At 69.3% G+C, this 22,215-nt stretch carries 20 protein-coding genes and 1 pseudogene; 11 read left to right on the top strand and 10 right to left on the bottom strand.

Translation table 11 applies throughout. The annotated features are described in order from the left end of the window. Positions 1-37 precede the first annotated feature (37 nt). From RZ1_RS01040 to RZ1_RS01010, 7 genes are all read right to left on the bottom strand, one after another. Positions 38-289, bottom strand: coding sequence for a DUF5703 family protein (locus RZ1_RS01040; RefSeq protein ID WP_072808395.1), 252 nt, complete (start codon positions 287-289; stop codon positions 38-40). Continuing rightward, on the bottom strand, positions 289-1,302 hold the full coding sequence (locus tag RZ1_RS01035) for an NHL repeat-containing protein (RefSeq protein ID WP_307718274.1): 1,014 nt from the start codon (positions 1,300-1,302) through the stop codon (positions 289-291). The genes RZ1_RS01040 and RZ1_RS01035 overlap by 1 nt, the downstream gene beginning before the upstream one ends. A 145-nt stretch (positions 1,303-1,447) precedes the next feature. Beyond that, positions 1,448-2,338, bottom strand: a complete 891-nt coding sequence (locus RZ1_RS01030; protein WP_371305026.1) for a heme ABC transporter ATP-binding protein — start codon at positions 2,336-2,338, stop codon at positions 1,448-1,450. Further along, entirely contained in the window at positions 2,335-3,420 is a 1,086-nt protein-coding gene (locus RZ1_RS01025) for a FecCD family ABC transporter permease (protein ID WP_072808391.1), read from the bottom strand. The genes RZ1_RS01030 and RZ1_RS01025 overlap by 4 nt, the downstream gene beginning before the upstream one ends. Next, positions 3,417-4,433 carry a heme/hemin ABC transporter substrate-binding protein gene (locus tag RZ1_RS01020; protein WP_072808389.1) on the bottom strand — a complete coding sequence of 339 codons (1,017 nt, stop codon included), beginning with the start codon at positions 4,431-4,433 and terminating at the stop codon, positions 3,417-3,419. The genes RZ1_RS01025 and RZ1_RS01020 overlap by 4 nt, the downstream gene beginning before the upstream one ends. Further along, a complete protein-coding gene (locus RZ1_RS01015; RefSeq protein WP_072808387.1) occupies positions 4,433-5,104 on the bottom strand; it encodes a biliverdin-producing heme oxygenase in 672 nt (223 codons plus the stop codon). The genes RZ1_RS01020 and RZ1_RS01015 overlap by 1 nt, the downstream gene beginning before the upstream one ends. Before the next feature lie 97 nt (positions 5,105-5,201). Continuing rightward, entirely contained in the window at positions 5,202-6,140 is a 939-nt protein-coding gene (locus tag RZ1_RS01010) for an aldo/keto reductase (protein WP_072808386.1), read from the bottom strand. Positions 6,141-6,327: 187 nt separating this feature from the next. Between RZ1_RS01010 and RZ1_RS01005 the strand changes: the two genes are divergently transcribed. From RZ1_RS01005 to mshC, 5 genes are read left to right on the top strand one after another with little or no spacing between them, the layout of a single operon-like run. Further along, positions 6,328-7,173 (top strand): undecaprenyl-diphosphate phosphatase, encoded by an 846-nt coding sequence (locus RZ1_RS01005; RefSeq protein WP_174565149.1) that lies wholly within the window; start codon positions 6,328-6,330, stop codon positions 7,171-7,173. 55 nt (positions 7,174-7,228) lie between these two features. After that, positions 7,229-7,930, top strand: a complete 702-nt coding sequence (locus RZ1_RS01000; protein WP_072808382.1) for a histidine phosphatase family protein — start codon at positions 7,229-7,231, stop codon at positions 7,928-7,930. A 45-nt stretch (positions 7,931-7,975) separates the two neighbouring features. Continuing rightward, on the top strand, positions 7,976-8,563 hold the full coding sequence (locus tag RZ1_RS00995) for a DUF3090 domain-containing protein (RefSeq protein WP_072808380.1): 588 nt from the start codon (positions 7,976-7,978) through the stop codon (positions 8,561-8,563). Between the two features lie 4 nt (positions 8,564-8,567). Then, positions 8,568-9,374 (top strand): SCO1664 family protein, encoded by an 807-nt coding sequence (locus RZ1_RS00990; protein WP_072808378.1) that lies wholly within the window; start codon positions 8,568-8,570, stop codon positions 9,372-9,374. A 53-nt stretch (positions 9,375-9,427) separates the two neighbouring features. Continuing rightward, entirely contained in the window at positions 9,428-10,669 is a 1,242-nt protein-coding gene (gene mshC, locus RZ1_RS00985) for a cysteine--1-D-myo-inosityl 2-amino-2-deoxy-alpha-D-glucopyranoside ligase (RefSeq protein ID WP_072808376.1), read from the top strand. A 52-nt stretch (positions 10,670-10,721) separates the two neighbouring features. Here the strand turns inward: mshC and RZ1_RS00980 are convergent, their stop codons facing one another. Then, complete coding sequence (locus RZ1_RS00980; protein WP_072808374.1) at positions 10,722-13,934, bottom strand: DEAD/DEAH box helicase; 3,213 nt, start codon at positions 13,932-13,934, stop codon at positions 10,722-10,724. A gap of 239 nt (positions 13,935-14,173) precedes the next feature. Between RZ1_RS00980 and RZ1_RS31095 the strand changes: the two are divergent. From RZ1_RS31095 to RZ1_RS00960, 6 genes and pseudogenes are all read left to right on the top strand, one after another. Next, positions 14,174-14,344, top strand: a pseudogene (locus tag RZ1_RS31095) (P-loop NTPase family protein); the annotation flags it as partial. A 43-nt stretch (positions 14,345-14,387) separates the two neighbouring features. After that, a complete protein-coding gene (locus RZ1_RS00975; RefSeq protein WP_238071688.1) occupies positions 14,388-15,503 on the top strand; it encodes a DEAD/DEAH box helicase in 1,116 nt (371 codons plus the stop codon). A 252-nt stretch (positions 15,504-15,755) separates the two neighbouring features. Then, the gene (locus RZ1_RS31955) at positions 15,756-15,926 is read left to right on the top strand and encodes a DUF8730 family Cys-rich protein (protein ID WP_505358098.1); all 171 of its coding nucleotides are present in this window, start codon (positions 15,756-15,758) and stop codon (positions 15,924-15,926) included. A 373-nt stretch (positions 15,927-16,299) separates the two neighbouring features. Next, the gene (locus tag RZ1_RS00970) at positions 16,300-18,486 is read left to right on the top strand and encodes an MMPL family transporter (protein ID WP_372481604.1); all 2,187 of its coding nucleotides are present in this window, start codon (positions 16,300-16,302) and stop codon (positions 18,484-18,486) included. Positions 18,487-18,573: 87 nt separating this feature from the next. Then, positions 18,574-18,834: a YgaP family membrane protein gene (locus RZ1_RS00965; protein ID WP_072808372.1), complete on the top strand. Its 261-nt coding sequence runs from the start codon at positions 18,574-18,576 to the stop codon at positions 18,832-18,834. 240 nt (positions 18,835-19,074) lie between these two features. Further along, on the top strand, positions 19,075-19,584 hold the full coding sequence (locus tag RZ1_RS00960) for an ArsI/CadI family heavy metal resistance metalloenzyme (protein ID WP_072808370.1): 510 nt from the start codon (positions 19,075-19,077) through the stop codon (positions 19,582-19,584). Between the two features lie 58 nt (positions 19,585-19,642). Here RZ1_RS00960 and RZ1_RS00955 read toward each other — a convergent pair whose 3' ends face one another. Both RZ1_RS00955 and arsA read right to left on the bottom strand, forming a co-directional pair. Further along, positions 19,643-20,263 carry a sigma-70 family RNA polymerase sigma factor gene (locus tag RZ1_RS00955; protein ID WP_072808368.1) on the bottom strand — a complete coding sequence of 207 codons (621 nt, stop codon included), beginning with the start codon at positions 20,261-20,263 and terminating at the stop codon, positions 19,643-19,645. Between the two features lie 101 nt (positions 20,264-20,364). After that, positions 20,365-22,167 (bottom strand): arsenical pump-driving ATPase, encoded by a 1,803-nt coding sequence (arsA, locus tag RZ1_RS00950; protein ID WP_072808366.1) that lies wholly within the window; start codon positions 22,165-22,167, stop codon positions 20,365-20,367. Between the last annotated feature and the right edge of the window lie 48 nt (positions 22,168-22,215).

Below are 22,215 nucleotides of genomic sequence, written 5' to 3'. Positions count from 1 at the left end.
CCCTGCAATCCCGGGCCGGGTCGGTCCGGGGTCGGTGTCAACGAACGGTCGGTTCGGGCACGTGGTGATCGGTCTTGCGGCGGCGCAACAGCACCCGGCGGCTCCCGTCCGGATACAACCGCACCCGGCTCAGCTCCCAGCCGTGGAACTCGGCCGAGATCGCCAACCGCATCGACGCACTGACCCTCGACACGTCCGGCGGCAACCGCAACGGCACGTACTCGTAGGCATCGTTGCTGGTGTCCCAGTCGACGGGCAGCCGCGTGAACCGGCGTCCGGCACCTGCCATCACACCTCCCCGATCGGGACCCGCTGCAACCCATCACCGGTTGCCGAGCCGATCACCAACACCGCATCATCCGAATCGACGGACACCGAGTTGGGCTGCCGCACCGTGGCATAGCGCTGCTTTTCCCTCGGGATCCCGGTCGACAGATCGTAGCCCACCACCTCGTTGCTGCCGGTCAACGTCACCCACACCAGATCACGCGACTCGTCGTAGGCGACGCCGTAGATGCCGGGACCGGACGGGTACCGCTGCCGCAGCACGAGCGTGTCGAGCGTGTAGACCAGCAGTTCGTCGTCCTCGGTGTCGGTGACCACGACCCGGCCGAACGGATCGGACACCATCTGGGCGGCGCCCTCACCGGCCCGCAACGCCATCCGGAGGCGCTCCTCGCCCAGGTGCAGTTCGGTGATCGAGGTCTGATGCCGGTCGAGGGCTGCCACGTCGTCGCCGGCCGCGACGAGCACGTCGACGGAAACGAGACCGGTGATGGTGGACTCGACGGCCCCGGAGTCCGGATCGAGGAGATAGGTGGTGCCGTCGGCGGTGCCGACCGCCCAGCGACCGTCCGGCAGCACCGCGACCGCGGTGGCCTCTCCGTCGACCGGAACCTCGCCGACCGCACCGGAGTTGACGTCGACGCGCAGGACCGCACCGGCCGCGGGCGCGAGTACCTGACCGTCGGGCCCCGGCAGGACCGTCACCGCGCTACGCGGCAACGCCACCGGGCGCGGCTCGCTGTCGGAGGCGGAAGCGGTGAGCAGCAGCCGGGTGCCCTCGTCGACGAGCGCGGCGATCACATCGGTACCCGGTGCCTGCGCGAGCGCCTCGATGCCGGTGCCGATCTGCTGGACCGTCCCGGCAGGCGGTGCAGTGACCTCGGGTGCGGTCAGCGCGGTCGCGGGGTCGCGGGTAGGTAGGTTCTCCGGATCGGTGTCGGAGGAACAGCCGGTGACCAGCGCGACCGCAAGTCCCACCGCCACTGCGGTCGCACGAACTGCCGGTCTACCCATCATGTTGCTCCTCGCTGTCACCGTCGACCCGATGCGCGCACCCTCCGATACGGAGACGCGCCTCGCTCCAGTGTTCCTGATCGGCGCGCGGGCACCGACGCCGCCTCGGCGCGGCACCCGCCGAATGTGACACAGCCGACGTGCCGGCTCAGCCGGCGGTGCCGCCGGCTGAGCCGGCGGTCGCTATCGACGGGCCGGGCCGGTTCCGCCGCGGCAGCACCAGGGGAGCGCCCGTCGTCGGGTCGACACCCACCTGTACCGGAAACGCGTAGACGCGGCTGAGCAGTTCCTCGGTGAGTACCTCGGCGGCGGGCCCGTCCGCGACGACCCGGCCCTGTTCGAGCACGCACACCCGGTCCGCGTAGGCGGCGGCCAGCCCCAGATCGTGCAGTACCACGACGACGGCGTGCCCGTGATCGGCACGGGCCCGCACCACCTGCATGACCGCTTCCTGATGCCCGAGATCCAGGGCGGCGGTCGGTTCGTCGAGCAGCAGCGTCTCGGTGTCCTGCGCGAGCACCCGCGCCAACGCGACCCGGGCCCCTTCACCACCGGACAACGCCGGGAACGGGCGGTCCCGCAGGTGCGTGACATCGCATTCGGTCAGGGCAGCGTCGACGAGCGTGTCGTCGTCGCCCTGCCGAGCGGTGCGCGCCCACGCCGCCCGGCCCATCCGCACCACCTCGACGGCGGTGAACGGGAAACCGACCGCGTGCTGCTGGGGGAGCACCGCCCGCCGCCGGGCCAACGCGACCGGCGCCCAGTCGTCGAGCGGCTGCCCGTCGACGTCGATGCGACCCGCCGAGATCGGATGATCACCGGTGAGCGCGGCCAGCAGCGTCGACTTGCCGGCGCCGTTCGGCCCGACGAGCGCGAGCACCTCACCGACCCGGACCTCGAGGTCCACGTCGTGCAGGATCTCCCGGTCGCCGCGCTGCAACCGCACCCCGGTCGCGCGCATCGTCACCGCACCGGACCCGGACCGTTCCGGGATCCGCCGGTCGTCGCGCCACCGGCCGAACAGTCCAGGACGGCTCACGCCCACCCTCCCTGGCTCGCGCGGGTGCGGCGCAACATCCAGAAGAACACCGGCCCGCCGACCAGCGCGGTGAGCATGCCCAGCGGCAGGTCCGCGTTGGTGACCAGGGTGCGTGCACCGAGATCGGCGGCGAGCAGCGTCGCCGCACCGCACAGGGCGCTCGCGCAGATCAGCCGCCGATGCGCGGGACCGAGCGCCATGCGCATCAGGTGCGGCACCACGAGCCCCACGAACAGGATGATGCCGGTGAACGCGACCCCCGCGGACACCAGCACCGCGACGATCACGATCGCGGCCTGCCGCACCCGTTCGACATCGACCCCCAGGTGCCGGGCCACGGACTCGCCGAGCGACAGCAGATCCAGCTTGGGGGCGAGCACGATCGCCGCGCCGATCCCGGCGAGCGCCAGCGGCGCGACCACCGACACGATCTCCCAGGTGGCGCCGCCGAGGCTGCCGAGCTGCCAGAACACGATCTGGTCGCGGGCGGCGGGATCGGCGACGAACGTGAACAGCGCGATGAGCCCACCGGCGACGGCGTTGACGGCCACACCCGTGAGGATGACGGTGACGACCTCGGTGCGGCCGTTCGACCGCGACAGCCCATACACCAGGGCGGTGGTGATCAGGCCGGCGACGAACGCGGCACCGGCGATCGCCCAGCCGGCGGTGAACGCGCCGCCCAGCACGATCACGAGCGACGCACCGACCGCCGCACCGGACGAGACGCCGATGACACCGGGTTCGGCGAGGGGATTGGCGAACACCCCCTGCAGCAGCGCCCCGGCGCAGCCGAGGGCCGCACCGACGAGCATCGCCAGCACCACGCGCGGGAACCGCACCTGCCACAGCGTGACGTCGCCGGCCGGATGCGCGGGCATCGGCCCGAGATCCAGCCCGATGCGGTGCAGCAGGCTGCCGATCACCTCGGCCGGGCTGGTCGGTACCTGCCCGAGGCACGCGGACACCAATGCCAACGCCACCAGCGCGACGGTCAACCCGGCGAACACCAGCGTGCTGCGCCGGGCACCGGCCTTCTTCGTGCTGCCCGGCGTCGCGGTGCTGTCGGTGACCGCCGTCATCCCGAGGCCTGCGGGTACAGGGCGTCGGAGAGCGCGGCGAGAACCTTGCCGGTATCGGGGCCGAAGCTCAACAGCACCGAATCGTCCATGTCGACGATGCTGCGGTTCTTCCCGGCGGGCGTCTGCTCGACGCCGGGTAAGGCCGCGAGACCGTCGGGACCACCGACCGAGTCGAGGCTGTGCGTCATGATCAGGATCACGTCCGGCGCGGAGGCGATCATCGCCTCGCTGGTGATCGGGGTGAACTCGGCGGTGAGCCCGGCGACCGTGCCGGCGTCCCGGGCGCCGAGCGCACCGATCAGCGCGTCGGCGCCGGAACCCGGACCTCCGAGCATCTTGATCGCCGATCCCCGCAGATACAGGAACGCCACGGTCGGTGCGGGACGGTCCGCGGGGATCGCCGCCGCCGCGGCGATCTCCTCGTCGGTGCGGTGCACGAGCGCGGCACCCTGCTCGGGCACCCCCAGCGCCGCCGCGACCGCCTCGATCCCGGGGGCGACCGTGTCCAGGGTGCGGGTCGGGTCGACGAACACCACCGGGATTCCGGTGGCCCGCAACTGTTCCTGCACGGCCAGCGGCCCGATCGAGGCGTCGGTGAGCACCACCGTCGGGTTCAGCGCCAGGATCGCCTCGGCGTTCAGGCCGTGCCCGCCGGGGGTGACGTTCGGCAGATGCTCCGACGCCGGGAAACTCGCCGTGGACCGGCCGACGAGGTTGTCGCCGAGACCGAGCGCGAACACGGTCTGGGCGAGGGTGCCGGAGCGGTCTGCGGTGACGATGCGCGAGACGTCGGTGACGGTGACGTCGACCCCGTCGAAGCTGCGGACCGTCACGGGCAGGGCCGGGACCGGGTCCTGAGCGATCGGCCGCGGATCGCGGTCGGCGATCACCGCGGTGCGCGCACCGGTGGAGGCCGCCGAACCGGACTCGTCGACGGTGCTGCAGCCGGCGACCGCGAGCACCGTCACCAGCGGAAGGAGAAGGAACAGGAGGGGGCGACGGAATCGGCTCATCACTGCGGCGTCGCCACCCGATAGCGGTCCAGATCGGCGCCGAGATCGGCGAACAGGTCGCGGTTGAGACCGAACACCAGGTTCGCCTCGTCGATCACGGCCTGCTGCTGTGCGCTGTCCAGGGGCGCGGCGTCGAGCTTCGCGCGGTAGGCGTCCTTGAACGGCTTCGTCTTCGGGATGCCGTCGAAGGTGTAGAAGCGCAGGCCGTCACGTTCGTACCCGTAGGCGCGTTCGAGCATGCGGCGGATGATCTGGCCACCGGACAGATCCCCCAGGTATCGCAGGTAGTGGTGCGCCAGGTAGGCCTCGGGGGAGGCCGCGGCGACCTCCTCGAGACGCTGCACGTAGCGGGCGGTGGACGTCAGTGGCGCGACGGTGGCGCGCCAGCCGTCGCCGAGCAGGAACTGCAGGTCCGCCTCGAGCGCGGCGGTGCGCAGCAGTTCGTCGGCGAGGAACGGGCCGACGATCGCGTTGTCGGCGTATCCGGCGCCGATCCGCTCGAGCGCCTCGTAGATGTACCAGGACTGGGCCAGCAGGGCGGCGTAGCCGTCGGTGTTGAGCTGCCCGCCGAGGAGTTCGGTGACGAACGCGGAGTTCTCGGTCTCGCTGTGTTCCGCGGCGGTTTCGGACTTGATGCGCTCGGCGAATCCGGCAACCTCGGTGGCGGTCATCTGCTCTCCCTGCTGTAGGCAACCCGAACCTACGGAGCAGGGTAACCTAACTTTCCGAGGATATGCGAGCGAGGGTTTCCCCTCGGAAGCACCGGATTCAGGCGCTCACATCGTCGAGTGCGGCCGCGATAGCCGGGGGCAACTCCAACTCCTCCGCGACCAGCACCCCGGTCAACTGCGCCAGATCCCGCGCGCCCACCAGCGTCGACGCCACCCCCGGCCGGTCCCGCACCCACGCCAGCGCGACCGCAAGCGGAGACGTGCCCAGCCCGTCCGCGGCGGTCACGACCGCATCGACCACCCGCACCGCTGACTCCGTGAGGTAGTGACGAACTTCCTCCGCATGCACCTCGTCGGCGCCCCGCGAATCGACCGGCACCCCGCCGCGATACTTACCGGTGAGGACCCCGCCGGCCAGCGGCACCGCCGCGAACACCCCCGCCCCGTGATAGGTCGCGGCCGGGATCAGTTCCTCCTCGACGCCACGCGCCAGCAGCGAGTACTCGACCTGCGTGCTTACCAGCCGCGCACCCCGCGTCGCCGCGGTCGCGGCCGTCGCCAGCTGCCAGCCCAGATAGCCGCGCACCCCCACGTAGCGCACCCGGCCGCTGGTGACCGCATAGTCCAGCGTCGCCGCGACCTCGTCCACCGGCGTCTGCGGATCCCACGTCGCGACCTGCCACACGTCCAGGTGATCGGTACCGAGCTCACGCAGCGTCGCATCCAGCTGGGTCAGCAGCCCCCCGCGGGAGCAGTCGACGCGCCCCTCGCCGAGCTTGGACGTGTCGATCCCGGAACTGCCCGACAGCACGAGCTGATCGCGCGGCACCACATCGTCGAGCAACTCGGCGAGGATCCGCTGCGCCATCCCGTCGCCGTACGCGGAGGACGTGTCGACGAGCGTGCCGCCGGCGTCGACGAACGCCGCCAACTGCGCCGCCGCCTCGTCACCGTCGGTGCCGCGACCCCAGGTCAGGGTGCCCAAGCCGAGCCGCGAGACGCGCAGCCCGCTCGCTCCCACCGTTCTCTGTTCCATAACCGCCCGCGATTCGTGACCGTCCGATCGGGTCGCCGGGCCGCCACGGCGACCCCGCACCCTGGCACAGAACCCTAGTGCCGCGGCGGCCCGAAAAGTGTTCAGGCGCGCCGCGTACTGTGCCCCGAGTGAGATTCGATCGCACCGCGCGCCCCAGCAGTCACATCCGAGCGGAGGTCGCCGCATGATCGGCGAGTCCATGACCTGGATGCAGGCGATCGTGCTCGGCATCGTCCAGGGCCTGACCGAATTCCTGCCGGTCTCCTCCTCGGGTCACCTGCGCATCGTCTCCGAGGTGTTCTTCGGATCCGACGCCGGCGCGTCCTTCACGGCCGTCACCCAGCTCGGCACCGAAGCGGCCGTCCTGGTGTTCTTCGCCCGGGACATCTGGCGCATCCTCGTCGCCTGGTTCCGCGGCCTGTTCGACAAGGAACTGCGCGCCGACCACGACTACAAGATGGGCTGGTACGTGCTGCTCGGCACCATCCCGATCGGCATCCTCGGATTCGTGCTCAAGGACGAGGTCCGCACGGTCGCCCGCAACCTGTGGCTCGTCGCGACGATGCTGATCGTGTTCTCCGCCGTCATCGCCGCGGCCGAGTACTACGGACCCAAGAAGCGCGGCATCGAACAGCTGACCCTGCGCGACGGCCTGGTCATGGGCACCGCGCAGGCCCTGGCGCTGATCCCGGGTGTGTCCCGGTCCGGCGGCACCATCTCCGCCGGCCTGTTCCTCGGCCTGAACCGTGAGGCCGCGGCCCGATACTCGTTCCTGCTCGCCATCCCCGCGGTCGTCGCATCGGGGCTGTTCAGCCTGCCCGACGCCTTCGAACCGGCCGGAGAGGGTCTCAACGCGTCCGGTCCCCAGCTGTTCGTCGCCACCGTCATCGCGTTCGGGGTCGGCTACGCGGCGATCGCCTGGCTGCTCAGGTTCGTCGCCAACCACTCGATGTACTGGTTCGTCGGCTACCGCATCCTGCTCGGCGTTCTCGTGCTCGGCCTGCTGGCCACCGGGGTGATCTCGGCGACGTGATCGCGCACCTCGCCGTGACCGCCCCGGGCATCGGCGGCCCACTAGTCTGGATTCCATGACGGTGATCCTGCTGCGGCACGGACGTTCGACGGCCAACACGTCGCACGTCCTGGCCGGTCGTTCCCCGGGTGTCGAGCTCGACGAACTCGGCCACATCCAGGCCAAGGGGCTGATTGCCCGGCTCTCCGGTCTGGAGATCACCGAGATCGTGCACTCGCCGCTGCTGCGCTGCCTGCAGACCGTCACCCCGCTCGCCACCGACCGTGGCCTGACACCGCTCGTCGACGACCGGCTCGCCGAGGTCGACTACGGGCAGTGGACCGGCCGGGAACTGTCCGAACTGGTGCGCGAACCGCTGTGGAAGGTCGTGCAGCAGCACGCGTCGGCCGCCGTGTTCCCCGGGGGGGAAGGACTGGCGCAGGTGCAGGTCCGGGCGGTCGCCGCGATCCGCGAACACGACATCAGGCTCGCCGAACAGCACGGCCGCGACGTCGTGTGGATCGCGTGCAGCCACGGCGACGTCATCAAATCCGTCCTCGCCGACGCGCTCGCCACCCACCTCGACGGGTTCCAGCGGATCGTCGCGGAACCGGCCTCGCTCAGCGTCGTCCGCTACACCGAGACCCGCCCGTTCGTGCTCCGCGTCAACGACACCGGCCCCGATCTGGCGGGGCTCGCCGTCCCCCCGAAATCGGTGCCCGGCGGGGAGGTGAACGCGGCGGCGGACCCCCCGGCCGCGGCGGCGTCCGGCGGATAATGGCAGTGTTCGGTTTTCGAATCATTCGACTCGAGGAGGTGTGCGATGGCCCGCGAGATACACGTGTTCCGGACGCCGGACAGATTCGTCGCCGGCACTGTCGGTGAGCCCGGCGACCGGGTGTTCTACCTGCAGGCCGTGCACGACTCCCGCGTGGTGAGCGTGATGCTCGAGAAGCAGCAGGTCAAAATCCTCGCCGACCGCATGGGCCTGCTCCTCGAAGAGGTGCACCGCCGGTTCGGCACCGACCTGCCCGAGGATCCCGACGTCGACATCAGCCCGCTGCTCACCCCCATCGAAGCCGAGTTCCGGGTCGGCACCATGGGTCTGGGCTGGGACGCCGACAGCAGTGCCGTGGTCGTCGAACTCCTCGCCGTCACCGAGGCCGAACTCGACGAGTCGGTGGTGCTCGACGACACCGAGGAAGGACCCGACGCGGTGCGGGTGTTCCTCACCCCGGAGCAGGCCCTCGAGTTCGCGGCCCGCTCGGAGATGGTCGTCTCCGCCGGACGCACCCCCTGCCCGCTGTGCGGTGAACCGATCGACGGCGGCGGTCACGTGTGCATCCGCACCAACGGTTACCTGCGCACCCCCGGGTTCGATCCCGCATCCTGGTTCGGTGAGGAGTCCTGACCCGGTGAGCACCCCGGACGTCCGCGACGTGCTGCAGCGCGGTGAACTCACCGTCGTCGGCCGCGTCGTGCACGCGAGCAACGCGACGCTCGTGTGCGACGCGACTCTCGGCGGCGTCGTGGTCCGCTGCGTCTACAAACCCGTCCGCGGCGAGCGTCCGCTGTGGGATTTCCCCGACGGCACCCTCGCCGGACGGGAGGTCGCGTCGTACCTGATCTGCGAGGCGCTCGGCTGGGGCGTGATCCCCGTAACCGTGCTGCGCGACGGACCGTTCGGCCCCGGCATGGTGCAGCAGTGGATCGACACCCCCGACCCCGACGACACCCCGGACGGCCGCATCGACCTGGTCGACCTGTGCCCGGCCGATGCCGTCCCCACCGGCTGGCTGCCGATCCTGCGGGCCCGCGACTACGACGGCGCCGAGGTCGTGCTCGTCCACGCCGACGACCCCCGACTGCACCGGATGGCCGTGCTCGACGTGATCCTCAACAACGCCGACCGCAAGGGCGGCCACGCCCTGGAAGGGCTCGACGGCGGCGTCTACGGCGTCGACCACGGCATCTGCCTGCACCAGGAGAACAAGCTACGCACCGTGCTGTGGGGCTGGGCCGGCAGCACCGTCGACCCGGAACTGCTCACCGACCTCGAGAAACTCGGCCAGCGACTCGACGGTGAGTTCGGCAACGAACTGCGCGCCTACATCACCGGCGCCGAGGTCGCGGCGCTGCGCGCCCGTATCACCGCCCTGCTCGCGCGGCCCGTGATGCCGAAACCGCTCGGGGACCGCCGCATCCCGTGGCCCGCGTTCTGATCGACGACCGGCCTCGATCCAGGTCACACGTCGGTCTCCATTAGGCTCGTGCCATGCAGTCTTGGTCCGATATCGCGCTCCCGTCCGTCCCCGGTCAGGGACCTCCGCTGCGGTTGTACGACACCGCCGACCGGGCGGTTCGTCCCGTCACCCCGGGTACCACGGCCACCATGTACGTCTGCGGCATCACCCCGTACGACGCCACGCATCTCGGGCACGCCGCCACCTACCTCGCGTTCGACCTCGTCAACCGGCTCTGGCGCGACGCCGGCCACAACGTGCACTACGTGCAGAATGTGACCGACGTGGACGATCCGCTGTTCGAACGCGCGAACCGGGACGGCGAGGACTGGGTGGTCCTCGGCATGCGCGAGACCGCCCTGTTCCGTGAGGACATGGAAGCGCTGCGGGTGCTGCCGCCCCGCGACTACATCGGTGCCGTCGAATCGGTGAACGAGGTCGTCGAACTCGTCGAGAAGCTCGTCGCGTCCGGTGCCGCCTACGTCGTCGACGACGAGCAGTATCCCGACGTGTACTTCCGGGTCGACGCCACCGAACAGTTCGGCTACGAGTCCGGCTACGACCACGAGACGATGATGCGGTTCTTCGCCGAACGCGGCGGCGACCCGGACCGGCCCGGCAAGCGCAACCCGCTCGACGCGCTGCTGTGGCGCGCCCAGCGACCGGGCGAGCCGGCGTGGCCGTCCCCGTTCGGCGACGGCCGGCCCGGCTGGCACATCGAATGCGCCGCGATCGCCCTCAACCGCATCGGCTCCGGGTTCGACGTGCAGGGCGGGGGCAGCGACCTGATCTTCCCGCACCACGAGTTCTCCGCTGCGCACGCCGAATCGGTCACCGGCGACCGACGCTTCGCACGGCACTACGTGCACGCCGGCATGATCGGCCTCGACGGCGAGAAGATGTCGAAGTCGCGCGGCAATCTGGTGTTCGTCTCCAAGCTGCGCGGCGAGGGCGTCGATCCGTCCGCGATCCGTCTCGGTCTGCTGTCCGGGCACTACCGCGCCGACCGGCCGTGGACGTCCGATGTGTTGGCCGCCGCCGAGGCGCGACTGACGCTGTGGCGTGAGGCCGCGGCGCTGGAGTCGGCGTCTCCGGTCGCCGACACGATCGCCCGGCTGCGTCAGCACCTCGCCGACGACCTCGACACCCCGAAGGCCCTCGACGCCCTGGACGCCTGGGCGAAGTTCGCGGTCGAACGCGGTGGGGACGACGAGTCGGCGCCGGGTCTGTTCGCCGACGCCGTCGACGCACTGCTCGGCGTCCCGCTGCGCTGACCCGCCCGTGCGTGGTTCCGGTAGCGCTGACTACCGGAACCACGCACGAGGGTCACGCCAGCAGCGCACGGATGTCGTCGGCTGTCAGCGCCGCCGAGAACATCTCGCCGCCGTCGACGACGGACGAGAACAGCTCCGACTTGCGGAGCTGCAGCGCCCGCACTTTCGCTTCGATGGTGTCGCGGGCGATCAGCCGGTACACCATGACGTTGCGGGTCTGCCCGATCCGGTGGGTGCGATCGATCGCCTGCGCCTCGGCTGCGGGATTCCACCACGGGTCGAGCAGGAAACAGTAGTCGGCCTCGATCAGGTTCAGGCCGAACCCGCCGGATTTCAGGCTGATGAGGAACACCGGTGCCGTGCCGGATCTGAACTCGCCGAGCAGCTTTCCGCGCTGCTTGGTCTTGCCGTCGAGATACAGGTAGTCGATGCCGGCGGCGTCGAGCCGGTCGCGGACCCGGGAGAGGAACCCGGTGAACTGGCTGAACACCAACGCGCGGTGCCCGCCGGCGATCACGTCGTCGAGCTGCTCGAGCAGCGCGTCGATCTTCGCGGACCCGACCTTCGCGTGCGCGTCGTCGCACAGGGCCGGATCGAGACTCATCTGCCGCAGTATCGTCAGCGACCGCAGGATCGTGATGCGGTTGCGGTCCAGGTCGTCGACGAGTCCGAGGATCTTCTGCCGCTCGCGTTGCAGCTGCCGGTCGTAGAGGGTGCGGTGTTTGGGGGAGAGATCGACCTCGAGTACCTGTTCCTGCTTCTCGGGCAGGTCGGTGGCGACCTGTTCTTTGGTGCGGCGCAGCATCAGCGGCCGGATCCGCTGCCGCAGTTGCGTGAGCAGTTCGGGGCTGGTGCCGCTTTCGATGGGCTTGCGGTAGTAGTCCTGGAACTTCGTGGGGTTCGGGAACAATCCGGGCGCGGTGATCGACAGCAGCGACCACAGCTCCATCAGGTTGTTTTCCATCGGGGTGCCGGTGATCGCGACCTTCAGCGGCGCCTCGACCTGTCGCACACACTGATACGCCTTGGCGCGGTGGTTCTTGACGAACTGTGCCTCGTCGAGCAGCAGCATCGACCAGCCGCGTTCGAGGTAGTCGTCGATGTCCAGGCGCAGCAGCGTGTAGGACGTGACGACCACGTCGATGCCGTCGAGCAGCGCGCCCAGTCCCACGCCGCGTTTGCCGGACGTCTCGGTGATCGCGACGACGTTCAGGTCCGGGACGAAGCGCCGCGCCTCGGCCGCCCAGTTCGGCACCACCGAGGTGGGTGCGACGATGAGCACCGGTGGGTCGGCGGGACGCTTGGCGCGGGCGTGACAGATCAACGCGAGTGACTGCAGGGTCTTGCCGAGGCCCATGTCGTCGGCGAGGATCCCACCGAGGTTGTGCGTCCACAGGAACGTCAACCAGCGAAATCCGTCCAGCTGATATGGCCGCAGCGTCGCCTGAAGTTCTTTCGGCGCACGTGTTTTCGCGGTCGCCTTCACGTCGAGCAGGCCCTGAACCTGCTTCTTCCAGGCGGCGGCCTGCCGGTCGACGACGCCGAGTGCCGCCAGCTCCTCCCAGATGCCCGCCTGAAACCGGCTCAGCCGCAACCGATCCGGGTCGTCCTCGTGCAGCGCGCGAGCCTCGTCGACGAGCCGGCGCAGCTGCTGCAACTCCGGTTTGTCCAGCGACAGATAGGCGCCGTCGGGCAGCATCAGATAGGACGCGCCGTCGCTGAGCGCGGTGAACACCTCGCGGAACGGGACCGTCTCACCGTCGATCTCGATGGTGATGTTCAGGTCGAACCAGTCTGAGTCGCCGGTTTCCTTGGTGGACAATCCGATCCGAAGACTGTCGCCCACGTCACGATAGTCGGCTGGAGTGCCGTCGACCCGCACGTCCACGTCGTCGCGGTCGGACAGCAGCGGCAACAGTTCGGACGCCAGACGTGCCGTATCGAGGCCGGCGAGGGTGACCCGCGAGAACAGTCGACGATCGACGGTGTTGTCCAAGCCGTATGGTGCGACGAGGTCGCGAATCTCGGACAGCAGCGCGTCCTCCGCGTCCCGGTCGCGCACGGAATCGGAGAGCTGTTCGTACAACTCGACGGCGTGTTCGGCGTCACCCACGGTGTACACGAATTGCGAGTGCAGATCGGTGCGGTGCGCCGGCCGGAATGCGACGTGCATCAACAGGGTGGGGCCGCTCACCGTCGGTGCCGTGAACGATCCGTCGGCAGAGCCGACTGTCGCGGTGCGCTGCAACCTCGGATAGTAGGTAGTGGCGAACCGCGGCACCTGACCCGCCGGCACCGTGAGCGCCGCACCGCCGAGCAGCAGACGCTGCATTCCTTCCGGTGCGGCGCCGTGCAGGCGTGCGATACGGAACGGGAGATCGGCAGTCGCGATCTCCGAGTGATCGCCCGGCGGCAGGTGAATCACCCCGTGCGCCGGTGCGCCGATGAACCCGACCGCAGGCACGGCGTGATCGCCCACCCTCAGTGTGGGCGTGACGGTCAGGCCAGTTCCGGTGTCGGCCACATCGACGCACAGCTCGGCGGTTCCCGGTTTCGGGACCGCGCCTAGCTTCTTCTTCGCGTAGCGCAACTCGATGCCGAGGGTGAGCGCATCGTCGAGCAGTGACCACAGCCGCGGCGATACCGCCGACAGGTCGAGCGTGTTCTGTGAGGAAACGTAGTAGCTTCGCGTGGACGCCTGCGCCAGCGCGGCGAGTTCGAGCAGCAGCTGCTTGTGCTGCTTGTTCACGTCGTAGGCGTAGCCCAAGTTCGACCACGAGATGTTTCCGGACACCCATCCGGTGCGACCCGGACGCACCACCCGGGCCGTGAGCTTCGGTGCCGGAACGTGCGCCGGCTGTGACAGCGCCAACTGCAGACCCAGGGGGACGCCGCTGTCGGCCTCCTCGCCACCGAAGTGTGCCTCGAACAGGTCGTCCCAGTTCGGTTCGGCAGGTTCCGCGGCGCTTGTCGGTGTGACGAGCGTGAGCAGAAGCGCCACCGCGTGTTTGCAGTCGACTCCGACGGGGCACGAGCATTCGCCGTACTCGAACTCGAGACCGCGAGGGCCTGGCCGAAGCTGGATGAACGTCCGGTACATCTCGGTGCCGGCGATCGTGCCGACACCGATCAGCTCGTCCTCGTCGAAGCCGCAGTCCAGAACCGCACCCGACTCGGCGTAACGCTCGCCGCGGGAGTACGTGGTCGGCCCCACCGCCGCGATCATGGACTGGACGAGATGCTCGTACGCGGGGCGCGTGGACATAGGTGAGCAGTGTATGCGCACGGCCACGCATCGGCCGATGCGTGGCCGGGTACGTTGTGACGGACGTGAACGACCGGACGGAAGAGGGGTGAAACGCGGTGCACAGCGACCGCTGGGTCGGGTCGTCGCGCCGTCGGTGGACGGTCCCGCGACCGCGACGGACATCACCGTCGCCTACGTCGGATCCGTCACCAACGCAGCAACCGTGATCGCGTCCCTTCACCAGGGGGAAGCGCCTGGTGTTCGTCGACTCCCGCCGCCGCGCCGAAGAACTCGGCGCCGCATTGCGTGAGCGCGGCGTGAGCACCTTCCTCTCCCACCCGTCGCTGTCCGCCGCCGAACGCCGCCAGTCGGAAGCAGCCTTCGCCGAAGCCCGCGTCACCGTCATCGTCGCGACCTCCAGCCTCGAGCTCGGCATCGACGTCGGAGATCTCGACCGCGTAGTCCAGATCGGTGCGCCCCCGCACCGTCGCGTCGCTCCTGCAACGACTCGGCGGCACCGGCCGTCGCGCGGGCACGACCCGCAACTGCCTGTTCCTGTGCCTCGACGACGAACAGGAACTGCTCGCGCTCGGCATGCTGGACCGCTGGGCGCGCGGCTGGGTTGAACCGATCGTCCCGCCGCCCTCGCCACGGCACATCGCCGCGCAGCAGTTGATGGCACTGTGCCTGCAGGAACACCTGATCGGCGCCGCGACGTGGCGCTCCTGGTGGGGGAGTCTGCCGATCTTCGACGACACCGCCGAGGACATCTTGCAGTTCCTTTGTGCCGAAGGCTATTTCGAACGCGACGGCGGATTCCTGCGCATCGGACCGGAAGCCGAACGGCGGTTCGGCCGCCGCTACTTCTCCGGCCTGACCGCCGTGTTCAGCGCACCACCGGAATTCACCGTGCTCGCCGGACGCAACGAGGTCGGCACCATCGGCACCGACCTGCTGGTCGAGGAGGTCGAGGGTCCGCGCGTGCTCCTGCTCGGCGGTCGATCGTGGAAGGTCACCCACGTGGACTGGCCGCGGCGGCGCTGCTTCGTCGAACCCGTCGACTCCGGCGGCAAAGCCATGTGGTCGGGGCTCGGCGGGGGCCTGCCCTACGCGATCACGCGCGGCATGCGGGCGGTGCTGCTCGGGGAGACACCGCCCGGCGTCACCCTGACCCGCCGAGCTCAGGCCACCCTCGCGGAGTTGCGGTCCGGGTACGAGCCCGCGATCGATCCGGACGGGTCCGTCGTCGTGCTGCCGTCCGAGGGCAGCGGACGGTGGTGGACCTGGGCCGGGACCGCCGCGAACCGGACGCTGCAGGCGTCCCTGCCGACGCTGATCGATCGCCGACAACGCATCGACGAGAAGTCCTTGCGCTTGTTGCCGGGCATCGGTCCGCGCGACGTGGCCGCCGCGGTCGCGAACGTCATCTGGCGGGGGCCGGAGGTCGCGGCGACCGCGGTGTCCGGGCTGAAGTTCTCCGCGGCCCTGTCGCCGGGTCTGGCTCGCCGCACCCTGGCCGAGCGGCTCGGTGATGAGGCCGGTGCCCGTGCTGCCGTGGAGGCGCCGAGGCGGATCTACCGGCCGTGAAGGCCGATGCAGCAGTGAATGCGCAGCCGGGAATCTGAGCTGGCGCGGTCGTCGGAGGTCAGGGCCGATGAAGATCGACCTGGTCGGCCCGGCTCGCGGAGTATGGACGGTCGCGGCTCGCACCCCAGCATCAGGGCGTCGTGTGGTCCGCATGTAGGAGACCTGCCAAGAAGTCGTGTGATCACCAACACCTCGGACCATATACCCCCATGGGTATTATGAAGGCTGATTTCTAACCTCGAAGGAGAACCTATGTGCTACCCGGTCACCTGCTCGACCTGTAAGAAGACGACCTGGGGCGGCTGCGGCGCGCATGTCGACAGCGTCATGAAGTCCGTTCCCGCGTCTCGCCGCTGCGAATGCAAGAAGGACTCCAAGTCGGGCGGCGCCTCCGGGTTCTTCGGGCGACTCTTCGGCCGCTGACTCCGTGAGCGCAGGGCCGGTCGTAACCGTTCGACCGGAAGAGTGGGCCGGGTAGGCGCGGCGACAGATGGGTTGACATCCACGACGCACTGTCGTTCTCAGCCCTGGCTGCCGTTCGGGAAGTTTTCGCCAATGCGGCGGGCCCGTCGCGGGCCCGCCGCCCTTTTGAGTGAACCGCACCGCTGGTGAACGCCGGTGAACCTTCGCGTCACCCGGCCGCCACGTCGGAATCAGATACCCCCATGGGTATATCGTAAGGATCGACGGCGCGCGATTCCGGCCGCCCGAGGGCGGTTCCATGACGGGGCCGTGTGAATTCTCCGGGACGCACTGCGCCCCTTCAAATACCCCCATCCGTATAAGGAGCTCGGATTTGAGCAGCAAGAACGCTGTCCTCGGCGATCAGTCGTCGGGGACGACGAGGCAGAAACCTGGAACCGCCCCGCCAATCGTGGTGGGCGGCGTACTGGCCCGCATGGGCGCGATCATGGCCACGCACGCGAGGTGGGTTTTCGGCGCGTGGCTGATCGCCCTGGTGGCGCTCGGGGCTGCCGCACCCACCGTGTTCAGTTCACTCGCCGGCGCCGGCTGGCAGGCGAACGGCTCGGAATCCGTGCAGGTCCGCGAGCTCGCCCAGGAGCACTTCGGCGGAAATTCCTCCGCCGCGGTCCAGGTCGTCGTGCACTCGGACACCAGGGATGTCTCCGATCCTGCGGTGCAGCAAGTCCTCGGCGAGGCCACCGCGGTGTTCACGGCCGACCCACGGTTCGGTGAGGTCATCGCGCCTGTGCCCGGCATGTCGATCAGCCCGGACGGCCACACCGGAATCCTGATCGCCGGTGCGAACGCGAGCACCGACGATATGGTCAAGGCCGTCGACGAACTCAAGGGCGAGCTCACCGCCCTGTCCGGGGATGGCATCGGGGTCTACCCAACCGGGGCGTCCGCGCTGTGGAGCGACTTCAACAAGGCCAACCACGACGCGATGATCAAGGCCGAGATGTTCTCCTGGCCCGTGACGCTCGCGATCATGGTGCTCGCCTTCGGCTCCCTCGTCGCCGCCGGATTGCCGTTGCTGCTCACCTTGGCGGGACTGGTCGCCTCGGCCGGTGGGTTGGTCCTGCTCAACACGGTCACGCCGATCTCGGTGTGGGCCATGAACTTTGCGATGATGTTTGCGCTCGCGCTCGGTATCGACTACGCCCTGTTCATCGTTGCGCGGTTCCGAGACGCACTGAGCAAGGGGGGTGATCCGCGCGCGGCGGTCGCCGAGACGATGGACACCGCCGGCAAGGCTGTCGTGTTGTCGGGCCTGACGGTGCTGGTGAGCCTGTCCGCCGTGCTGCTGGTGCCCGCCCCCGCGGTCCGGACCATGGCTGTCGGGATCATGCTCGCGGTGACGTTCGTTCTTGCTGCGACCCTGACGCTGCTCCCGGCGGTGCTGGGCAAGCTCGGCCCCAAGGTCAACGCCGGCTCGCTCCCGTTCGCCAAGCGGCAGCAGCACCGGTCCCCGAAGTTCGAGGCGTGGGGCAACCTGCTGCACAAGCATCCCTGGCCGTTCGCCATCGGATCGCTCGTGGTGCTGATCGCGCTGTCGGTTCCGGCGTTGGGGCTCAAGGTTGCAATGCCCTCGATCCAGGTCGTGCCGACCGATGCCCCTGTCCGTCAGGGCTATGAACTCGTCCAGGCTCAGATGGGCGAGGGCGCACCGGGCATGCTCCAGATCATCGCTCCGACGTCCGAGGCCGACTCGACTGCGGCCGCGGCGCGGGCGACCGAAGGCATCGCGATGGTCACCCCGCCGATGCCGGCCATGGACGGCTCCGACTTTGTGATGCTGCAGGCCGTCCCGAACGTCGACCCGTCGGACAATGCGATGGGCTCGATCCTGGACCGGTTGCGTTCCGACCTGCCATCGCAGGCCCTGGTCGGCGGCGCACCCGCAGAGAACCTCGACCTGCAGCAGGCGCTCAACGACTATCTGCCCGTGATCGTCGGCGTCATTCTCGCACTCGGGTTCCTGTTGCTGCTGGTCGCGCTGCAGGCTCCGCTGATTGCCATCCTCGGCACGGTGGTCAGCCTGCTCTCTACCGCGGCTGCGTTCGGAGTCGCCAAGCTGATCTTCCAGGACGGACACGGCGCCGGTCTCCTCGGCTTCACCCCGCAGGGCTTCCTCGACGGCTGGGGCCCGGTGTTCTTCTTCGCGATGATCTTCGCCATCGCGATGGACTACACGGTGTTCCTGCTCTCGACCGCCAAGGAACACTACGAGGAATCGGGTGACCCGAAGGTCGCGCACGTCATGGGTCTCGCGCACTCCGGCCGGGTCATCGCTGCCGCGGCGGCGGTCATGGTGGCGGTGTTCTTCACCTTCGCTCTCGCCGAACCGCTGCCGCCGAAGGAGATGGGCATCATCCTCGGTGTTGCCGTCCTGCTCGACGCGGTCTTCATCCGCCTCGTGCTGCTCCCGGTGCTGCTGCGCCTGACCGGCCACGCGGCCTGGTGGTCACCGGCCTGGCTCCGCCGGATCCTGCCGAACATCAGCTTCTCGCACGGCTGATGCGATGGGGTATGCATGGTGGGGATCACCTCACCATGCATACCCCAGGGGGTATATTGGGTGTTCGTTGTTCCGCAAGAAGGGGAGATGCCCGTGAAAAGTCTGCCTCGTCAAGAGAGTTGGACAGTCGAACGCGTTGTTCCACTCATGGCCGGCGTGATGGTCCTGCTGAGTGTGGGACTGACGTTGGTGTTCTCGCCCTGGTGGCTCCTCCTCACCGGATTCGTGGGCGCCAACCTGCTCTTCTACTCCGCGGTCGGATGGTGCCCCGCGAGCCTGATCATGGAGAAGGCCGGTCTGGGGCGGGCGAGTTGCCGTATCCCGCCGGCCGGCGCACACACTTCCTGACGGGAACGGTGCTGCAGAAGAAGGGGTTCGGGGTACCTACCGAAACCGAGGCCACCCCGGGGGGTGTAGCGACAAGAGGGGTACACCCACCGGCGGTGTCACCGCTTTCGTCACCGCTTTCGTCACCGCGGCCGAGCTGCGTCCTCGGGGGCCGGCCGGCGTCAGTAGGGGGGGACACGCGGTGACGACCGTCCGACGGGGACGAGCGGGCCGGTGTCCGAATCCCGAGAGGTGACGACAATGCCGAAATCGACAAGCCCTACCACCCGAGTTCAACTCGCCCTCAACGTCGAGGATGTGGCATCGGCGACCGCGTTCTACTCGACTCTGTTCGGGGTGCCGCCGCACAAGCAGCGCGCCGGATACGCCAACTTCCTGGTCGAGGATCCGCCACTGAAACTGGTCCTGATCGAAAACCCCGGTGCAGGGGAGCACCTGAATCATCTCGGTGTCGAGGCGCAGAGTTCCGACGACGTCTCCGCAGCGTTGGCCCGGTTCCGGGATGCGGGACTCACCGCGACGGTGGCCGAGAAGGATCTGTGCTGCCACGCGGTGCAGGACAAGGTGTTCGTCGAGGCACCGGACGTGCCCAACGGATGGTGGGAGTTCTATGTCGTGACCGACGACGCCCCCGCGAACCCCGACGGCCTGACGACCTCGGCGTGTGAGGTCGCGTGCAACGGTCAGGACGCCGCCGAGCAGGACGCCACCGCCCAGGACATCTCGGCCGGCAGCGTCTGCTGCGGATGACCTCAGCGGTGTGGGACGCCGCAAGATGACGGCGCCCCACACCGGCGTGGCTCGAGATTCAGTCGGGGTTCCCGGCGCAGCGGCAGCCGGCCGGTGCGGAGTAGTCCATCGGCATCCCGTGGGCGTCGAGGTTCAGTTCGCAGCAGCGGCCGAGCAACTCGGCCAGCTTGCGCCGGCCGCGCTGGACGCGCGATTTCATCCCGGACAGTGACACGTGTTCGAGGTCGGCGGCGCGCGCCTGCGTCAGTCCGTCGAGGTCGGTCAGTTCGACGGCGCGTCGCTGCTCGGGCGACAATCCGGTCAGCAGCGGCCGGACACAGACGGCGAGTTCGCGCAACGCATCGTCCGGGTCGTCGTCCGAGTCCGGGGCGGTGGGGTTGGGCTCGTCACCGGTCAGGGGCACGAACCGGTTGCGTTCGCGGGCGCTGCGGCGGTAGTGGTCGACGATGGTCGTGCGGGCGATCCGATACATCCAGCGCAGCAGATGGTCGCGGTCCTCGACGTGACCGAGGTGGGTGTGGATGCGCAGCAGGATCTCACCGAGCACGTCGTCGGCGCGGTCCGGATCGGCGATGCGGCGGTGCACGAACGCACGCAGCTGCGTGCCGAACTCGCGCCACACCTCTTCGGTGGTGAGGGCGGGCGCGGCGACCGTCGAGGTGTTCGAGGCGCTGGTCATGGTTGGTCCTTCGGAAAAGGGGGGGGCGCGCGAGGCGCGGGGTCTCTTCCACAGACGACGGTACCGGTGCACGGACGCAACCACATCCGGCGCGGCCCTCGCTACGGCAGCGGGACCGCCGCGGTGGCCGCAGTGAGAGCCGCAAGGGCGGGCACACCGACCGGTTCCGTGGGCAGCAGGGGAATGACGGTACAGCGGTCGGACAGGCGGGTACGGACGGTCTCGATCTGCTCGAGTTCGGCGTCGGCGCGTCGGCGCAGCAGCGGCGAGATGGGCGCGGCCGCGGCGACGCAGTTGTTGATCACCCACGCCCAGGGATGGATGTCGGCGCGCTGCAGGTCGTCCTGCAGTGCGGCCGCTTCGAGCACGGGAGTGGTTTCGGCGAGGGTGATCAGCAGGACCTTGGTGGAGTCGGGGTCCTGCAGCCGCATCAGCGGGGTGGTGTAGTGCAGGCCCTGGCCCATCTGACGGGTGATCTCGCGGTGGTAGGAGCCGGTGGCGTCGAGCAGCAACAGGGTGTGCCCGGTGGGGGCGGTGTCGACGACGACGAACGTGTGACGCGACTCCTGAATCACCTTCGAAAATGCTTGGAAGACGGCAACTTCCTCGGTGCACGGCGAGCGCAGATCCTCGGCGAGGGTTGCGCGGCCCGCCTCGTCGAGGTGCGCGCCCTTGGTGGCCATCACCCGGTCCTGGTAGGCGCGGGCGGCCTCGGCCGGATCGATGCGCGAGACGTGGAGGTGTTCGATGCCACCGCGGAGGGTATCGGTCAGGTGTGCGGCCGGATCGGTGGTGGTCAGGTGCACCGGATGGCCACGTTCGGCCAGAGCCACGGCGATCGCGGCGGCGACGGTGGTCTTGCCGACCCCGCCCTTGCCCATGCACATCACCAATCCGTGCCCGTCCACCTCGATCTCGTCGATCAGGGCGCGCAGCGGCGCGTCGGCCAGGTCCGGCATCTCACCGATATCGCGGGCCGGCGCGCTATCGACGGCGCCCGAAGCGGTGTCGAACAGGCGCGCGAGCGCGTCGAGACCGACCATGTTGGCGGCCTTGAGCTCGAGCCGATCCTGCGGCAGCGCCGCCAGCGGGGCGGGCAGGGCGGCCAGCGCGGCCTGCTCGCGGCGATGGACCGCGGCGGCGAGGGGGTCGGTGTCGTCGACCGGTGCGGGGAGCACCGCGTTGACGACGACGTACTGCCGGCCGAGGCCGAGGGCGGCCAGCTCGGTGTGAGTGCGGTCGATCTCGTTCAGAGCCGAGCGGGACGGGCGGGCGACGAGCACCAGGCGGGTGCGATCCGGATCTGCGAGGGCGGCCACGGCAGCGGCATACATGGCCTTCTGCTTGTCGAGCCCGGCCAGCGGTCCCAGGCATGAGGCGTCGCCCTTGCCCGCGGCGAGGAAGTCGGTCCAGTTGCCGGGCAGTTGCAGCAGCCGGATGGTGTGGCCGGTGGGGGCGGTGTCGAACAGCACGTGATCGAACTGGGAGAGCTGTTCGTCGGGATCGGTGAGCAGGGCGGTGAATTCGTCGAAGGAGGCGACCTCGGTGGTGCACGAGCCGGAGAGCTGTTCGGTGATCGAGGCGATCTCCGCCTCGGGTAGCAGCCCGCGCACCGGGCCGACGATACGGTCGCGATACGCCTCGGCGGCCTGTTCGGGATCGATTTCCAGAGCCGACAGCCCCGGCACCGACTCGATCGCGGTGATCGTGTTGCCGATCGTCAGGCCGAAGACCTGCCCGACGTTCGAGGCCGGATCGGTGGAGACCAGCAGCACCGTTTTCCCGACGCGCGTGAGTGCGAGTGCGGAGGCACACGCGATGGAGGTCTTGCCGACACCACCCTTGCCGGTGAAGAACACGAACCGGGGCAGATCGGTCAGGAATTTCGTGTCGGAAGCTGCCATGGGTGAAGACTCCTCGAGCGCGGGCGAATCGGTGACGGAAGGGGGTCG

This window comes from Rhodococcus zopfii NBRC 100606 = JCM 9919, assembly GCF_001895025.1.
Lineage (GTDB): Bacteria > Actinomycetota > Actinomycetes > Mycobacteriales > Mycobacteriaceae > Rhodococcus > Rhodococcus zopfii.
Note: the sequence above shows the minus strand (reverse complement) of the source record. Positions and strands in the feature narration are given on the sequence as shown.

Bases quoted from the DNA above. Each gene is read 5' to 3' on its own strand.
- RZ1_RS01000 (WP_072808382.1), top strand. From the start codon at position 7,229: ATGACGGTGATCCTGCTGCGGCACGGACGTTCGACGGCCAACACGTCG.
- RZ1_RS01020 (WP_072808389.1), bottom strand. From the start codon at position 4,433: ATGAGCCGATTCCGTCGCCCCCTCCTGTTCCTTCTCCTTCCGCTGGTG.
- RZ1_RS01035 (WP_307718274.1), bottom strand. From the start codon at position 1,302: ATGATGGGTAGACCGGCAGTTCGTGCGACCGCAGTGGCGGTGGGACTT.
- arsA (WP_072808366.1), bottom strand. From the start codon at position 22,167: ATGGCAGCTTCCGACACGAAATTCCTGACCGATCTGCCCCGGTTCGTG.
- RZ1_RS01040 (WP_072808395.1), bottom strand. From the start codon at position 289: ATGGCAGGTGCCGGACGCCGGTTCACGCGGCTGCCCGTCGACTGGGAC.
- RZ1_RS00980 (WP_072808374.1), bottom strand. From the start codon at position 13,934: ATGTCCACGCGCCCCGCGTACGAGCATCTCGTCCAGTCCATGATCGCG.
- RZ1_RS00955 (WP_072808368.1), bottom strand. From the start codon at position 20,263: ATGACCAGCGCCTCGAACACCTCGACGGTCGCCGCGCCCGCCCTCACC.
- RZ1_RS01015 (WP_072808387.1), bottom strand. From the start codon at position 5,104: ATGACCGCCACCGAGGTTGCCGGATTCGCCGAGCGCATCAAGTCCGAA.
- RZ1_RS00965 (WP_072808372.1), top strand. From the start codon at position 18,574: ATGCCCGTGAAAAGTCTGCCTCGTCAAGAGAGTTGGACAGTCGAACGC.
- RZ1_RS00995 (WP_072808380.1), top strand. From the start codon at position 7,976: ATGGCCCGCGAGATACACGTGTTCCGGACGCCGGACAGATTCGTCGCC.
- RZ1_RS31955 (WP_505358098.1), top strand. From the start codon at position 15,756: ATGTGCTACCCGGTCACCTGCTCGACCTGTAAGAAGACGACCTGGGGC.
- mshC (WP_072808376.1), top strand. From the start codon at position 9,428: ATGCAGTCTTGGTCCGATATCGCGCTCCCGTCCGTCCCCGGTCAGGGA.
- RZ1_RS00960 (WP_072808370.1), top strand. From the start codon at position 19,075: ATGCCGAAATCGACAAGCCCTACCACCCGAGTTCAACTCGCCCTCAAC.
- RZ1_RS01025 (WP_072808391.1), bottom strand. From the start codon at position 3,420: ATGACGGCGGTCACCGACAGCACCGCGACGCCGGGCAGCACGAAGAAG.
- RZ1_RS01010 (WP_072808386.1), bottom strand. From the start codon at position 6,140: ATGGAACAGAGAACGGTGGGAGCGAGCGGGCTGCGCGTCTCGCGGCTC.